12 protein-coding genes are annotated in these 14,434 nt (G+C 70.6%); 8 read left to right on the top strand and 4 right to left on the bottom strand.

Annotated elements, in window-relative coordinates; all coding sequences use genetic code 11:
* Nucleotides 1-109: 109 nt before the first annotated feature.
* On the bottom strand, nt 110-340 hold the full coding sequence (locus tag AMK33_RS14810; protein ID WP_073933272.1) for a hypothetical protein: 231 nt from the start codon (nt 338-340) through the stop codon (nt 110-112).
* Between the two features lie 603 nt (nt 341-943).
* On the opposite strand from AMK33_RS14810, the gene AMK33_RS14805 reads away from it, so the two are divergent.
* Nucleotides 944-1,483, top strand: a complete 540-nt coding sequence (locus AMK33_RS14805) for a bacterial proteasome activator family protein (RefSeq protein ID WP_073933271.1) — start codon at nt 944-946, stop codon at nt 1,481-1,483.
* Between the two features lie 108 nt (nt 1,484-1,591).
* Here AMK33_RS14805 and AMK33_RS14800 read toward each other — a convergent pair whose 3' ends face one another.
* Complete coding sequence (locus AMK33_RS14800; RefSeq protein WP_073933270.1) at nt 1,592-3,247, bottom strand: protein kinase domain-containing protein; 1,656 nt, start codon at nt 3,245-3,247, stop codon at nt 1,592-1,594.
* 348 nt (nt 3,248-3,595) lie between these two features.
* Here AMK33_RS14800 and AMK33_RS14795 point away from each other — a divergent pair, with 348 nt between their 5' ends.
* The 4 genes from AMK33_RS14795 to AMK33_RS14780 all read left to right on the top strand — a co-directional run bounded on the left by AMK33_RS14795 (nt 3,596) and on the right by AMK33_RS14780 (nt 9,197).
* Nucleotides 3,596-5,239: a protein kinase domain-containing protein gene (locus AMK33_RS14795; RefSeq protein ID WP_073933269.1), complete on the top strand. Its 1,644-nt coding sequence runs from the start codon at nt 3,596-3,598 to the stop codon at nt 5,237-5,239.
* Nucleotides 5,240-5,610: 371 nt separating this feature from the next.
* On the top strand, nt 5,611-6,834 hold the full coding sequence (pdhA, locus tag AMK33_RS14790; RefSeq protein ID WP_073933268.1) for a pyruvate dehydrogenase (acetyl-transferring) E1 component subunit alpha: 1,224 nt from the start codon (nt 5,611-5,613) through the stop codon (nt 6,832-6,834).
* Nucleotide 6,835: 1 nt separating this feature from the next.
* Nucleotides 6,836-7,813: an alpha-ketoacid dehydrogenase subunit beta gene (locus AMK33_RS14785; RefSeq protein WP_073933267.1), complete on the top strand. Its 978-nt coding sequence runs from the start codon at nt 6,836-6,838 to the stop codon at nt 7,811-7,813.
* Nucleotides 7,814-7,823: 10 nt separating this feature from the next.
* Nucleotides 7,824-9,197, top strand: coding sequence for a dihydrolipoamide acetyltransferase family protein (locus AMK33_RS14780; protein WP_073933266.1), 1,374 nt, complete (start codon nt 7,824-7,826; stop codon nt 9,195-9,197).
* An 83-nt stretch (nt 9,198-9,280) separates the two neighbouring features.
* On the opposite strand, the gene AMK33_RS14775 is transcribed toward AMK33_RS14780, so the two are convergent.
* Nucleotides 9,281-10,258 carry a BRO-N domain-containing protein gene (locus AMK33_RS14775; RefSeq protein ID WP_073933265.1) on the bottom strand — a complete coding sequence of 326 codons (978 nt, stop codon included), beginning with the start codon at nt 10,256-10,258 and terminating at the stop codon, nt 9,281-9,283.
* A gap of 272 nt (nt 10,259-10,530) precedes the next feature.
* Between AMK33_RS14775 and AMK33_RS14770 the strand changes: the two genes are divergently transcribed.
* Nucleotides 10,531-11,130: a hypothetical protein gene (locus AMK33_RS14770; RefSeq protein ID WP_143203834.1), complete on the top strand. Its 600-nt coding sequence runs from the start codon at nt 10,531-10,533 to the stop codon at nt 11,128-11,130.
* Nucleotides 11,131-11,269: 139 nt separating this feature from the next.
* Here the strand turns inward: AMK33_RS14770 and AMK33_RS14765 are convergent, their stop codons facing one another.
* The gene (locus tag AMK33_RS14765; protein ID WP_073933492.1) at nt 11,270-12,118 is read right to left on the bottom strand and encodes a D-alanyl-D-alanine carboxypeptidase family protein; all 849 of its coding nucleotides are present in this window, start codon (nt 12,116-12,118) and stop codon (nt 11,270-11,272) included.
* 305 nt (nt 12,119-12,423) lie between these two features.
* Here AMK33_RS14765 and AMK33_RS14760 point away from each other — a divergent pair, with 305 nt between their 5' ends.
* Together AMK33_RS14760 and AMK33_RS14755 are read left to right on the top strand one after the other, a co-directional pair.
* On the top strand, nt 12,424-13,080 hold the full coding sequence (locus AMK33_RS14760) for a GntR family transcriptional regulator (RefSeq protein WP_073933263.1): 657 nt from the start codon (nt 12,424-12,426) through the stop codon (nt 13,078-13,080).
* Entirely contained in the window at nt 13,077-14,387 is a 1,311-nt protein-coding gene (locus AMK33_RS14755; protein ID WP_073933262.1) for an MFS transporter, read from the top strand. The genes AMK33_RS14760 and AMK33_RS14755 overlap by 4 nt, the downstream gene beginning before the upstream one ends.
* Nucleotides 14,388-14,434 lie beyond the last annotated feature (47 nt).

The raw sequence follows: 14,434 nt of genomic DNA, 5'->3' as shown, positions 1-14,434 counted from the left end.
CCAGCGGCGGCGCCGCCGCTGGGTGATGCCGCGGCCCGGGTGCCGGGAGGCCGTGTGCGGGGGGCCGTCGCGGCCTGTCGGGAGATGCCCGGCAGGGGGTTTCGCCGGCTCAGGACGCGCCGCGCCCCTGACGCATGCGCAGTGCGACGAAGGCGAGGCCGAAGCCGAGTCCGATGAGCATCAGGCCGCTGCCGAGCGGCAGGATGCGCAGTACGGGCTCGGTGGAGGAGGCGACCGTGTTCGGCTCCGCCGCCCGCGAGGTCGCGGAGGGCAAGGGGACCGCAGCCTGGGAGGCCGGTGTCCGCGGGACGGTGTCGCCCGCGTCCGGTGCCCGGGACACGGCCCCGTCTTCCCCCGGTCGCGGTGGCGGCTCGCTCACCCCCTCGGCACGCCCCGGCCTCCGCGGTACGGCGCCCGCACCCCCGTCGTCCGGACCGTCCCGGTCGCCGTGCTCCCGCTCCCGTGCCTGCTCCCGCTCCCGCTCCCGCGACTCCCTCTCGGCCCCCTCGTGCCGCCCCGGCCGGTCCCGGCCCTCATCCGGCCGGCTCCCGGCCCGCGACGGCTCCCCGGAGGGCGACGACGAGGGCGAGGGGGACGAGGACGGAGGGGGCGGGGACGCGGAAGAGGGGGCGGCGCCGACCCCGTACGCCACCCCCGCGCCGAGGGGCGCCACGACAGGGCCGTACGGCACCACCGCCGCCCCCGTGACCAGAACAACCGTCGCCCCCACTACACGCAGCCATGGAGCCACGACCGTGACCTCCCGCGCCGGCCGGTGCTCGGTCACACCGTCGGCAAGATGGGCCGGATGGACGCCAAACAGCCTGGCATTCCCGAACGATCCCGGCATTCCGGATACGGCCGTCGGGTGGACCCCCGCCGGAGGGCCCCGCTTCCGGGGGCACCGCCGAAGCGGCACACGGCCGTGCGCGACAATGGCGGCATGGAGATGCCGAGGAACGAACGGTCGCCGGAGAATCCGCAGATCCTGGTCGTCGGCCAGGACGGCATGGCGCTCAGCGGCGGCACCGGAGACGAGGACTCCCGCGAGACCCCGGTGACGGAGCAGGTGGAGCAGCCGGCGAAGGTCATGCGGATCGGCAGCATGATCAAGCAGCTGCTGGAGGAGGTGCGCGCGGCTCCCCTGGACGAGGCCAGCCGGGTCCGCCTCAAGGAGATCCACGCCAGTTCGGTGAAGGAACTGGAGGACGGTCTGGCTCCGGAGCTGGTCGAGGAGCTGGAACGGCTTTCCCTGCCCTTCACGGACGAGGGCACCCCGAGCGACGCCGAACTGCGGATCGCGCAGGCCCAGCTGGTGGGCTGGCTGGAGGGCCTGTTCCACGGGATCCAGACCACGCTCTTCGCCCAGCAGATGGCCGCGCGCGCCCAGCTCGAGCAGATGCGCCGCGCCCTCCCGCCCGGCGCCGGTGACGGCTCGGAGGACCTGCACCCGGGCGGCCGCTCGGGCGGCCCGTACCTGTAAACCGCGCGACGTCCCTGCCGTAGACCGCGCGACGTCCCTGTCCGAACACCACGAAGGGGCCCGGCACTGGATGCCGGGCCCCTTCGCCGTGTCGCGTACGGCCGGGATTCAGGACGGAGGGTTGCCCGTCGAGACCTTGAGCGTGATCTGCGGCATGTTCTCGGGGTCGACGTCCGTGCCCGCCGGGGGGAACTGCTCCCGGACGGAGCCCTCGCCGTAGGTGTTCTCGTCCACTTCGAGGATCTTGAGGTTGCCCCAGCCGGCGGCCTGGAAGCACTCCTTCACGGACCCGATGTACTTGAACTTGAAGTTCGGCAGCCGGACCTTGTCGGGGTCGTTGTACGACTCCTTCGGCTCCTCGCACTCCTCCTTGTCGATCGTCTTCGACGTGTCGGGTCCGCGGTAGCCCTCCGCCTTGGTCGCCGACGCCGAGGCCGAAGCGCCTCCGCCGCCGGCCTGCGGATCCTCGTCACCGCCGTTCATCATCAGCGCCGCGATCAGCCCGCCGACGGCGACGAGCGAGACGACGACCGACCCGATGATCACCGGCTTGTTCCGGCCGCCGCCCGAGCCGCCCGCCGAGCCGGACGTCTGGGGCGTGATGTTGTACGGCGGCGGGGTCCCCGGCCCCTGCCCCTGCTGCGGCGCGTACGGCGACGGGGCGGGCGTCTGGTAGCCGCCCTGCTGCGGATAGCCGTACGCGGGTGACGGCGCGGACGGTGCCGGGGTGCCGTACGGGTGCGGCGCCGGCGTCGGCTGGTACGGCGTCTGCACGTTGCCCGTGGGTGCCTGCGGCGCCTGGCCGACCGGCGGGAACACCGCGGAGCCGACGCCCGCGCCGCTCTGCGCCTGCGCGCCCGGCACGATGCTCGGCGGGGCCGGGTGGAAGGACTGCGCCACCCGCAGGCACTCCCCGCGCATGGACTCCGCGCTGGGGAAACGCTCGTTCGGATTCTTCTTCAGCGCGCGGGCGATCAGCGCGTCCACGGCCGGCGGCAGCGAACGGTTGATCGAGGACGCGACCGGCGGCTCCTCCTGCACGTGCGCGTACGCGATGGCCAGCGGCGAGTCCGCCTCGAACGGCAGCCGCCCGGTGACGAGCTGGAACAGCATGATGCCGACCGAGTACAGGTCGGAGCGGGCGTCCACGCCCCGGCCGAGCGCCTGCTCCGGGGAGAGGTACTGCGGGGTGCCGACGACCATGCCGGTCTGCGTCATCGACGTCACACCGGACTGCATGGCGCGGGCGATGCCGAAGTCCATGACCTTGACCACGCCGCGCTTGGTCATCATCACGTTGCCCGGCTTGATGTCGCGGTGGACCAGCCCCATCTCGTGGCTGATCTCCAGGGCCGCCAGGACGTCCGCGGTGATCTTCAGCGCCTTGTCGGCGGGCATCGCGCCCTGCTGCCGTACGTCCTCGTCGAGCACGGAGCCGAGCGGGCGGCCCTCGACGTACTCCATGACGATGTACGGCGTCGTCATGCCGTCCACATCGTCCTCGCCGGTGTCGAAGACCGAGACGATGTTGGTGTGCGTGAGCTTCGCCACGGACTGGGCCTCACGGCGGAAGCGCTCACGGAAGGCCTGCTCCCGGCCGAGTTCCGTGTGCAACGTCTTGATCGCGACCTGGCGGTCGAGCACGCTGTCGTAGGCGAGGTGGACCGAGGCCATGCCGCCCTGGCCGAGCAGGTCCCGCAGTTGGTAACGTCCGCCGGCGAGCGCCCGCCCCGCGTTGTGGCCCTGTGCGCCGTCCTGGCTCATGTTCCGCGTCCCCCGTAGCCTCTCCGGCGCCGCCGTCCCGGTGGCCGATCCGTCGTAGATCCAATGCGCTATTCCCGGCCAAGTCTGCCCCAGGCCACTGACACGTCAAGCGCGGTGCCCGTTCCGTGACCGTACGCGAAGGAAGCGTCGCGGAAGCGTTACAGCGGTCGTACTACCGGTACACGGAATTTGCACGACAGTACGGAGTACGGGTTTCATGGCCGGTCCGTCTCGTGCCGGTCCTGGGGGCCCGTCCCGGACCGGGGGCACACGCCGAGGCTGTAGCGTGGCCGACGAAGACCGTAACAACACCGCGCGCACCGCGGGCAGAAACGACGGCGAGGACTGATGGCACAGCAGCAGCGCGCTCAGGGCCCGTCCGACCCCGAGGCGACTGGCGGCGGCATCTCGGACGCGCCGGACAACTGGGGCAACGGCGGGCTCGTCGGCGACGGCCGGTACCGGCTGACCCGCAGGCTCGGCCGGGGCGGCATGGCCGAGGTGTTCGCCGCCGAGGACGTACGTCTCGGCCGCACGGTCGCCGTCAAGCTGCTGCGCGCCGACCTCGCCGAGGACCCCGTCTCCAAGGCGCGCTTCACGCGCGAGGCGCAGTCGGTGGCCGGTCTCAACCACCATGCCATCGTCGCCGTCTACGACTCCGGCGAGGACGTCGTCGGCGGCCAGTCGGTCCCGTACATCGTGATGGAGATCGTCGAGGGCCGCACCATCCGCGACCTGCTGATGAACGCCGAGGCCCCGGGCCCCGAGCAGGCGCTGATCATCGTCTCCGGTGTCCTGGAGGCGCTCGCCTACTCGCACCAGCACGGCATCGTGCACCGCGACATCAAGCCGGCCAACGTCATCATCACCCACAACGGTGCCGTGAAGGTGATGGACTTCGGCATCGCCCGCGCGCTGCACGGCGCGTCCACGACGATGACCCAGACCGGCATGGTCATGGGCACCCCGCAGTACCTCTCCCCGGAGCAGGCGCTCGGCAAGGCCGTCGACTACCGGTCCGACCTGTACGCCACCGGCTGCCTGCTCTACGAACTGCTGGCGCTGCGGCCCCCCTTCACGGGTGAGACGCCGCTGTCGGTGGTCTACCAGCACGTCCAGGACATCCCCACGCCCCCGTCGGAGGCCTCGGACGCCTGCCCGCCGGAGCTGGACGGGCTGGTCATGCGCTCCCTCGCCAAGGAGCCCGACGACCGTTTCCAGACGGCCGAGGAGATGCGCGGGCTGATCCAGTACGCGCTGCAGATGCTCTACGAGCAGGGCGGTCACACCGGCACCTGGAACACCGGCCCGGTGGAGATGCACGAGGGCCCGCGCACCCCGGCGGCCGGTTTCGCGGGCACGACCGCGATGCCGCACCCGGACGTCTCCGGCACGGCGGCGATCCCGCAGCCGATCCTGCCCGCCGGGTACGGCGGTGGGTACGGCAGTGACGACGGCGGCTTCGAGGGCCACGGCAACAAGGGCAGCGGCCGTGGCAAGCTGTGGGTCCTCGCGGTGCTCGCGGTGATCGCCGTCGCGGCGGGCGTCGCGCTGGCGCTGAACAACGGCGGCGGGGGCGGGGGCGGGGGCAAGACCGACACGTCGCCGTCCGTGACACAGAGCACCGGGGACGAGAAGGCCAGCGAGAGCCCGAGCGACGAGGCGACCGAGGAGACGACCGACCCGGGCACGGAGACCGAGACCGACCCGGGTACGGGGTCCGGCGGGAACTGGGAACAGCCGTACACGCCGTCCACGGAGCCGACGTACACGGAGACGGAGACCGAGAGCGAGGAGCCGAGCGCCCCGCCGACGTCCACGCAGCCGACCCCGTCGGGCGGCACCGGGGACGGCGGCACCGGGGACGGTGGTACCGGGGACGGCGGCACCGGGGACGGTGGTACCGGGGACGGCGGCACGGACGCGGGCGGCGAGAACGCGGGCGGCGAGAACGCCGGCACGGGCAGCATCGAAGGCGTGACCGGCGGCTGACCCCGCCCGGCTCCCTCCGTACCCCCGTTCACCCCGCGCGGCGTACCACTTCCGGTCACGAAACTCGACCCTTCCCGAGTCCGGGGTGGCCGGGATAACGTGCCGTTGCTCCGGCCTCCTGCGAGGCTGTGACCAGCGCGCCTTCGACGCCTTCCCCGATTTACTTGGAAATCCAAGCAAAATCGCAGGTCAGAGGGGTTTCACAGAGATGTGGAGCACTGGGTAACGTGCCTCTTGCAGGGCGCTCGCCGGGGCACCTGTCACGCCTGTTCCCGGCCGAGTGGCACCCACCCCGTGCCCGGTGGTCGAGAACAGGTGAGCCGCACTGGCCTACCGGCAACCCCGGGGGCCGGACCGACGGAGGAGCACACGTGACCGTGGAGAGCACTGCCGCGCGCACACCGCGACGCAGCGCCGGAACGAAGGCCGGCACCACCGGCACCAAGCGCACCACCAGCACCACCAAGAAGGCCACCAGCGCCAAGAAGGCCACCGGCGCCGGGAAGAGCGCCGAGCCCGCCCTCGTCCAGTTGCTGACGCCCGAGGGCAAGCGCGTCAAGAACGCCGAGTTCGACCAGTACGTCGCCGACATCACCGCCGACGACCTGCGCGGCCTCTACCGCGACATGGTGCTCACCCGCCGCTTCGACGCCGAGGCCACCTCCCTGCAGCGCCAGGGCGAGCTGGGCCTGTGGGCCTCGCTGCTCGGGCAGGAGGCGGCGCAGATCGGCTCCGGCCGGGCGCTGCGCGACGACGACTACGTCTTCCCCACCTACCGCGAGCACGGCGTCGCGTGGTGCCGCGGGGTGGACCCGACCAATCTGCTCGGCATGTTCCGCGGCGTGAACAACGGCGGCTGGGACCCGAACGGCAACAACTTCCACCTGTACACGATCGTCATCGGCTCGCAGGCCCTGCACGCCACGGGCTACGCGATGGGCGTCACCAAGGACGGCGCGGACAGCGCGGTCATCGCCTACTTCGGCGACGGCGCGTCCAGCCAGGGCGACGTGGCCGAGGCCTTCACCTTCTCCGCGGTCTACAACGCCCCCGTGGTGTTCTTCTGCCAGAACAACCAGTGGGCGATCTCCGAGCCGACCGAGAAGCAGTCCCGCGTGCCGCTGTACCAGCGCGCGCAGGGCTTCGGCTTCCCGGGCGTCCGCGTGGACGGCAACGACGTGCTGGCGAACCTGGCCGTCACCAAGTGGGCCCTGGAGCGGGCCCGCGCGGGTGAGGGCCCGACGCTGGTCGAGGCGTTCACGTACCGCATGGGCGCGCACACCACCTCCGACGACCCGACCCGCTACCGCGGCGACGAGGAGCGCCTGGCCTGGGAGGCCAAGGACCCGATCCTGCGTCTTCGCCGCTACCTCGAAGCCTCAAACCACGCGGACGAGGGATTCTTCGCGGAACTGGAGACCGAGAGCGAGGCGTTGGGCAAACGAGTGCGCGAAGCGGTCCGTGCCATGCCGGACCCGGACCACTTCGCCATCTTCGAGAACGTGTACGCGGACGGACACGCGCTCGTGGACGAGGAGCGTGCGCAGTTCGCGGCGTACCAGGCGTCGTTCGCGGACGCGGACGGGGGTAAGTGACATGACGGACAAGATGGCCCTGGCCAAGGCGATCAACGAGTCGCTGCGGCACGCCCTGGACGCGGACCCGAAGGTCGTCGTCATGGGCGAGGACGTCGGCAAGCTCGGCGGCGTGTTCCGGGTGACGGACGGCCTGCAGAAGGACTTCGGCGAGAGCCGCGTCATCGACACCCCGCTCGCCGAGTCGGGCATCGTCGGTACGGCGATCGGCCTGGCCCTGCGCGGTTACCGCCCTGTAGTGGAGATCCAGTTCGACGGCTTCGTCTTCCCGGCGTACGACCAGATCGTCACGCAGCTCGCGAAGATGCACGCCCGCTCGCTGGGCAAGGTCAAGATGCCCGTCGTCGTGCGCATCCCCTACGGCGGCGGCATCGGCGCGGTGGAGCACCACTCGGAGTCCCCCGAGTCGCTGTTCGCGCACGTGGCCGGCCTGAAGATCGTGTCGCCGTCGAACGCGTCGGACGCGTACTGGATGATGCAGCAGGCCATCCAGAGCGACGACCCGGTGATCTTCTTCGAGCCCAAGCGGCGCTACTGGGACAAGGGCGAGGTCGACACCGAGGCGATCCCCGGCCCGCTGCACACCGCGCGCGTGGTGCGCGAGGGCACGGACCTGACGCTCGCGGCGTACGGCCCGATGGTGAAGCTCTGCCGGGAGGTCGCGGACGCGGCGGCCGAGGAGGGCCGCTCCCTGGAGGTGCTGGACCTGCGCTCGGTCTCCCCGATCGACTTCGACTCGATCCAGGCGTCGGTGGAGAAGACCCGCCGCCTGGTCGTCGTCCACGAGGCACCGGTGTTCTTCGGTTCCGGCGCGGAGATCGCCGCGCGGATCACGGAGCGCTGCTTCTACCACCTGGAGGCCCCGGTGCTGCGGGTGGGCGGCTACCACGCCCCGTACCCGCCGGCCCGCCTGGAGGAGTCCTACCTCCCGGACCTGGACCGGGTGCTGGACGCCGTCGACCGCTCGCTGGCGTACTGAGGAGAGGGTCGTGACGACGATGACGAACGCGTCCGTACGCGAGTTCAAGATGCCGGACGTGGGCGAGGGCCTCACCGAGGCCGAGATCCTCAAGTGGTACGTCCAGCCCGGTGACACGGTCACCGACGGCCAGGTGGTCTGCGAGGTCGAGACGGCGAAGGCGGCCGTCGAACTGCCCATCCCCTACGACGGTGTGGTCCGCGAGCTGCACTTCCCCGAGGGCACCACGGTGGACGTGGGCACGTCCATCATCGCGGTGGACGTCGCGGGCGGTGCGGCCCCGGCTCCTCAGGAGGAGGCACCCGCCCCCACCGAGGAGCCCGCGGAACCCGAGGAGCAGCCGGTGGCCCGCCAGCCGGTCCTGGTCGGCTACGGCGTGGCGACGTCCTCGACGCGCCGCCGCCCCCGCAAGACGCCGGCCCCGGGCACCGCTGCCCAGCCGGAGCTGAACGGCCACGGTGCCCCCGCCGTCTCCCAGGAGCGCCCGCTGGCGAAGCCCCCGGTGCGCAAGCTGGCGAAGGACCTGGGCGTCGACCTGACGACGGTCACCCCGACCGGCCCGGACGGCATCATCACCCGTGAGGACGTCCACGCGGCGGTGGCGCCTCCGGCTCCGCAGGAGGCCGCCCCGGCTGCCGCCGCCCCGGCTGCCGCCCCCGCGGCCCCGGTGTCGTACGACACCGCCCGCGAGACCCGTATCCCGGTCAAGGGGGTCCGCAAGGCCACGGCGGCGGCGATGGTCGGCTCGGCGTTCACCGCGCCGCACGTCACGGAGTTCGTGACGGTGGACGTGACGCGGACGATGAAGCTGGTCGAGGAGCTCAAGCAGGACAAGGAGTTCACGGGCCTGCGCGTGAACCCCCTCCTGCTGATCGCCAAGGCCCTGCTGGTCGCGATCAGGCGCAACCCGGAGATCAACGCCTCCTGGGACGAGGCGGCCCAGGAGATCGTGGTCAAGCACTACGTCAACCTGGGCATCGCGGCGGCCACCCCGCGCGGCCTGATCGTCCCGAACATCAAGGACGCCCACGCCAAGACACTGCCGCAACTGGCCGAGTCCCTGGGAGAACTGGTGTCCACGGCCCGCGAGGGCAAGACCTCCCCGTCCGCCATGCAGGCGGGCACGGTCACGATCACCAACGTCGGCGTCTTCGGCGTCGACACGGGCACGCCGATCCTCAACCCCGGCGAGTCCGCGATCCTCGCGGTCGGAGCGATCAAGCCCCAGCCGTGGGTCCACAAGGGCAAGGTGAAGCCCCGTCAGGTCACCACGCTCGCCCTCTCCTTCGACCACCGCCTGGTCGACGGCGAGCTGGGCTCCAAGGTCCTGGCCGACGTGGCGGCGGTCCTGGAGCAGCCGAAGCGGCTGATCACCTGGGCGTGAGGCCCGCGAACCAGGTAGGTTCATGAGACAGGAGGGGCGCCGCAAGTTCGGATTGCGACGCCCCTCCTGCTGTGCCGGTCCGCTCAGACCTGATGGAGCACGTACACCGGAGCCCCGTCCTCGGCCCCGCCCCGCGAGCGAATGCAGGCGTGCTTGCGCAGCAGCCGGAGGCAGTCGTTGACGCGCCGCACGGAAAGCCCGGTGCGGGCGGCGATCGACTCCAACGGCTCGCGCAGCTCCCCCTGTTCGACGAGCACCGGGGCGATGACCACGGCCACCGCCCACACGTCCTCGGTCACGGACAGCCGCTGCCGCCAGTCGGCCAGCACCGACTCGGTGGTGGGCCGCGCGGTGAGGAGGGCGGTGGGCGTCCGACGTTCGAGGACGAGGGTGTCGAACCGGTCCGCGATGCGTTCCAGCGCCCGGACCATGGCCTGTTGCACGGCGAGGGTGGCCTGCTGGGTGACCAGCAGCTCCCTCTGCAGGGTCACCATCTCCTTCTGCAAAGTGATCGATTCGCGCTGCCCGTCGGCCAGCTTCTCGTCCAGCTGAAGGTTGTGCGCCTCCAGCCGGACGATGGCCTCGGCGACCTGCTCCGGCATGGCGTAGGCGATGGGAGCGCCGGGCTCGGAGGACTGCACCTCGGCCTCGTCGAGAGAGTAGGAACCCTCCCGCTGAACGGTCTCGATCACTTCGGCGACCCACTGCTTGAAGGGGGCGCAGGACGGTTTGGTGCAGGCGTTGACGAGGAGGATGAGACCTTGCAGAGAGATGATTTGCAAGTCTCGACGCCACTCCCTACCTGCGGGAACGCTGAGACCGTAACCTCCAGTTACAGTCTCGAGAATCTCTCGGTGCTCGTCCGGGACATGGTCTGTGAGCGCCTTCCGAGAGTTGGTGTGACCGAGTTCCTTGCAGACATCCGCCGCCGGAAACCAGTGCATCCCGTCCGGCATCGTCAGCCTCCGCACCCGGGCGCCGGTCGCCGCGTACACGAAGTCGCTGACGTCGATCGCCTCGTGCTGCTCAGCGGAGTTCTTCCGTTTGCTGGGTTCGTTCATGTGAATTACCTCCGCTGCGGAACGTAGAGCGGGGCAGAACGCATATGCCAGCCGGTTCGATGATGTTCACGACTGCGAGCGAAGCTGACCGAAACGGCTGTGCCGGCCGACGGGAGCGTGTATGGCGGATCTTGCGACCACCACACGACCCTGTTCCTTTCCATGACAGATGTCACTGGTTCTGGCGATCTCGACGTTTCTAGGCTGATTCAAGGGCCTTCCCGCCCGCCCGCTCGCCGGCTCGCCAGGAGGTCGAAGAAGCAGTGCCGAAGGTGACCCCCAAGCCGCCGCTGCGTCACCGGGCACGCATCCTGTCCCGATCCCTCTGCGCCACGGTCGTCCGTCGCCCTCCGGCCCGGGGCGAGGGGCGGTCGACGGCGTTACGCCACTCCTCCGAACTGCGTTCCATGGTCATGGCCCTGACGCTCACCGAGATCCCGGTGGCCTTCATCGTCTCCGAGATCCTGCCGCCGTCGGCCCGGCTGCTCCACGCGCTCCTGGAACTCGCCCTCATCCTCACCGGCTTCGGCGTCCTGGCCGCGCTGGCCCGGCACCCCCATACGGTCTCGCCGGCCCGGGTGGTCCTGCACACCGGCTTCATGGGCAGCCTGGATCTGCCTCGCTCAGCGGTGCGTTCGGCCTCCCGCAGCCTGCGGACGATCCCCGGCCGAGGGCTGCGCCGGGTGCCCGCCGAGCCGACCGCCGTCGCCTGCTCGGTCGGCGGCACGGTGGGCGTCCGGCTGCACCTCGACCCACCCGTACCCATGGATCTCGGGGACGGCGAGAGCGCGGACGTCGACACCGTCTATGCGTCCGCCGACGCGCCGGACGCGTTCGTGCGGGCTCTCAGGGAGAGTGCGGAACCCCGCTGACGTGCGGGAATGCTGAGACCGTAACCTCCGGTCACGGTCTCGGGACCAGAGTTGTCCACCGTCGGAAGCTCGTGCGGACGGCAGTGTGAGGCAGAGGAAAGGGGCCCGCCGGTATCGGTGGGCCCCGTCGTTCCGTACGTCAGATCTTGCCGAAGCCGTAGCCCAGGAGCTTCTTCGCGTCCTTCTCGCGCTGGGCGGCGGAGGAGGAGGCGAGGACCGTGCCGATGACCGTCTTGCCGTTGCGGGTCGCGGCGAAGACCAGGCAGTACTTGGCCTCCGGGCCCGAGCCGGTCTTCACGCCGATCGTGCCGCTGTAACTGCTGAGCAGCGTGTTGGTGTTGGTCCACGGCGCCATCGTGCGGGTGCTGCCCGTCTTGGTCTTCGTCTTCGCCGTGTACTTCTTCGTCTTCACGATCGAGCGGAACGTGGAGCTCTTCATCGCGCTGCTCGCGATCTTCGTCAGATCGCGCGGCGTCGAGTAGTTCTTGCCGTTCCCGATGCCGTCGAAGGAGTCGAAGTGGGTGTTCTTCAGGCCCAGCTTCTTCGCCTCGGAGTTCATCTTGCCGATGAACGACTTCACGCGGGCCGCACGTGTCTTGCCCGAGCCGAACTTGTCCGCCAGCGCGTACGCCGCGTCGCAGCCGGACGGCAGCATCAGCCCGTACAGGAGCTGGCGCACGGTGACCTTGTCACCGACGATCAGCCGCGCCGACGAGGCGTTGTTCTTCACGATGTAGTCGCTGTACGCCATCTGGATCGTGACCTTGGCGTCCAGGTTCAGGTTCTTCTGCGCCAGCACCACCTTCGCGGTCATGATCTTCGTCGTCGAGCCGGTCGAACGACGCGTGTCCGCCGCCTTCGTGTACAGCGACTTGCCGTTCGCGTTGTTCATCACATAGCCGCCCTTGGCGACGATGGACGGCGCCGCGGCGGCCTGCGCGGGCGCAGCGTAGAGGGCTCCGGAGGCGAGCACGGCGCCGGTGGTCATGGCGACGCCGACGGCTCTGCGGATACGGATGCCCTGAATGTCGATCTTCAAGTCGAATACCCCGATTACCTGGAATGGCCGTACCCTGCGGCCAAGTTGAGGTGCGGCCCATAAGGGGGCCGCGCCTGTCTGACTCGCGACGTGTGCGGATGGTTGTGCCTGGATCGGGGGTCACTTCCGACTTCTCCGATTCCGTATCGGAGCCCGCGCCGGAGCCCGCCCCGGAGCCCGCGCCGGAGCCCGTATCGGAGTCCGCATCGTGGATGGATTCTTCCATGCGTGCGTGTTGTATCTATCCTGTCCGCATGACCAGCATGGCCCCCGTGAAGCAACCCCCAGCCGCCGACCGCGTCTACACCCACGTCAAGCAGGGCGTCCTGGACCGCCGCTACGAGGGCGGGACGCTGCTCACCGAAGGTGAGCTGGCCGAGGCCGTGGGGGTCTCGCGGACCCCCGTGCGCGAGGCGCTGCTGCGGCTGCAGGTCGAAGGGCTGCTCAAGCTCTACCCGAAGAAGGGCGCCCTCGTCCTGCCCGTCTCCGCGCAGGAGATCGCCGACGTCGTCGAGACCCGGCTGCTCGTCGAGGAGCACGCCGCCAGGAAGGCCGTACCCGCGCCGCCCGGTCTCATCGAGCGGTTGGAGGAGCTGCTCGCCCGGCAGAGGGAGCAGGCCGCGGCCGGTGACTTCGCCGCGGCCTCCGTCACCGACCGGTGTTTCCACGCCGAGATCGTCCGCAGCGGCGGCAACGAGATCCTCTCCCGCCTCTACGACCAGCTCCGCGACCGCCAGCTCCGGATGGGCGTCGCCGTGATGCACTCCCACCCCGACCGGATCGCCAAGACCCTCGCCGAGCACGGGGAGATCCTTCAGGCGCTGCGCTCCGGTGACACGGAGGCGGCCGTCGGGGTCGTCCACCGGCACGTCGGCTGGTTCTCCCACCTGGCCAGGGGTGAGGTGCGATGAGCGGCACGCTGCCCGGGGGCCCTCCCCCAGAGGGGGCACCCCAAGGCGGACGGCGCGCCCTCGCGGTGTGGGGGATCGGCGTATCGGTCTACTTCGTCGCCGTCATCTTCCGTACGTCGCTGGGTGTGGCCGGCCTCGACGCCGCCGACCGTTTCGACGTGGGCGCCTCCGCCCTGTCCACCTTCTCCATCCTCCAACTGCTGGTCTACGCGGGCATGCAGATACCCGTCGGGCTGCTGGTCGACCGGCTCGGCACCAAGAAGGTGCTGGGCATCGGCGTGGTGCTGTTCACGGCCGGGCAGCTCGGCTTCGCGTTCTCACCGTCGTACGGCATGGCGCTCGCCTCGCGGGCACTGCTCGGCTGTGGTGACGCGATGACGTTCATCAGCGTGCTGCGGCTGGGCACCCGGTGGTTCCCGGCCCGGCGCGGGCCGCTGATCGCGCAGATGGCGGGGCTGGCCGGCATGGCGGGAAACCTCGTCTCCACGCTGGTCCTCGCCCGGCTGCTGCACGGCATCGGCTGGACGGCGGCGTTCGCGGGGAGCGCGGTGGCCGGTGTCGTGGTGTTCGTGCTGCTTCTGTTCTTCCTCAAGGACCATCCCGAGGGGTACGAACCGGAGCCGGTGCCACACCAGGGGGCTGCTTATGTACGCCGTCAGATCGCCGCTTCCTGGCGGGAGCCGGGGACGCGGCTGGGGCTGTGGGTGCACTTCACGACCCAGTTCCCGGCGATGGTGTTCCTGCTGCTGTGGGGGATGCCGTTCCTGGTGGAGGCGCAGGGGCTGTCGCGGGCGGTCGCCGGTGAGCTGCTGACTCTCGTCGTGCTGTCCAACATGGTCTTCGGGCTCGTCTACGGCCAGGTCATCGCTCGGCAGTACGGGGCGCGGCTGCCGCTGGCGCTGGGGACGGTGGGGGCGACGGCGGTGCTGTGGGCCGCGACCCTGGTCTATCCGGCGGATACGGCGCCGATGTGGCTGCTGGTGGTGTTGTGCGTGGTGCTGGGGGCTTGTGGGCCGGCGTCGATGATCGGGTTCGACTTCGCGCGGCCGGCGAATCCGGCTGAGCGGCAGGGGACGGCGTCGGGGATCACGAACATGGGAGGGTTCGTGGCTTCCATGACGACGTTGTTCGCGGTCGGGGTGCTGCTGGACGCGACCGGGGACGACTATGCCGTCGCCTTCTCGTCCGTGTTTGTGCTGCAGGCCCTGGGTGTCACCCAGATTCTGCGGTTGCGGAGGCGGGCGGCTCGGGCGGAGCGGGAGCGGTTGGTTGCGAGCCGGGTTTCCTCCGTGCATGTGCCCGTGTGACGGCGCCCGGTGTTGCTGCCGGGCGGGGGTGGGTCGCGCGGCCGGCG

Source organism: Streptomyces sp. CB02400 (assembly GCF_001905725.1).
Lineage (GTDB): Bacteria > Actinomycetota > Actinomycetes > Streptomycetales > Streptomycetaceae > Streptomyces > Streptomyces atrovirens.
The sequence above is the reverse complement of the archived record's forward strand: the minus strand, read 5'-3'. Positions and strand labels throughout refer to the sequence as shown.

Bases quoted from the DNA above. Each gene is read 5' to 3' on its own strand.
- AMK33_RS14795 (WP_073933269.1), top strand. From the start codon at position 3,596: ATGGCACAGCAGCAGCGCGCTCAGGGCCCGTCCGACCCCGAGGCGACT.
- AMK33_RS14800 (WP_073933270.1), bottom strand. From the start codon at position 3,247: ATGAGCCAGGACGGCGCACAGGGCCACAACGCGGGGCGGGCGCTCGCC.
- AMK33_RS14755 (WP_073933262.1), top strand. From the start codon at position 13,077: ATGAGCGGCACGCTGCCCGGGGGCCCTCCCCCAGAGGGGGCACCCCAA.
- AMK33_RS14805 (WP_073933271.1), top strand. From the start codon at position 944: ATGGAGATGCCGAGGAACGAACGGTCGCCGGAGAATCCGCAGATCCTG.
- AMK33_RS14765 (WP_073933492.1), bottom strand. From the start codon at position 12,118: ATGACCACCGGCGCCGTGCTCGCCTCCGGAGCCCTCTACGCTGCGCCC.
- AMK33_RS14785 (WP_073933267.1), top strand. From the start codon at position 6,836: ATGACGGACAAGATGGCCCTGGCCAAGGCGATCAACGAGTCGCTGCGG.
- AMK33_RS14775 (WP_073933265.1), bottom strand. From the start codon at position 10,258: ATGAACGAACCCAGCAAACGGAAGAACTCCGCTGAGCAGCACGAGGCG.
- AMK33_RS14760 (WP_073933263.1), top strand. From the start codon at position 12,424: ATGACCAGCATGGCCCCCGTGAAGCAACCCCCAGCCGCCGACCGCGTC.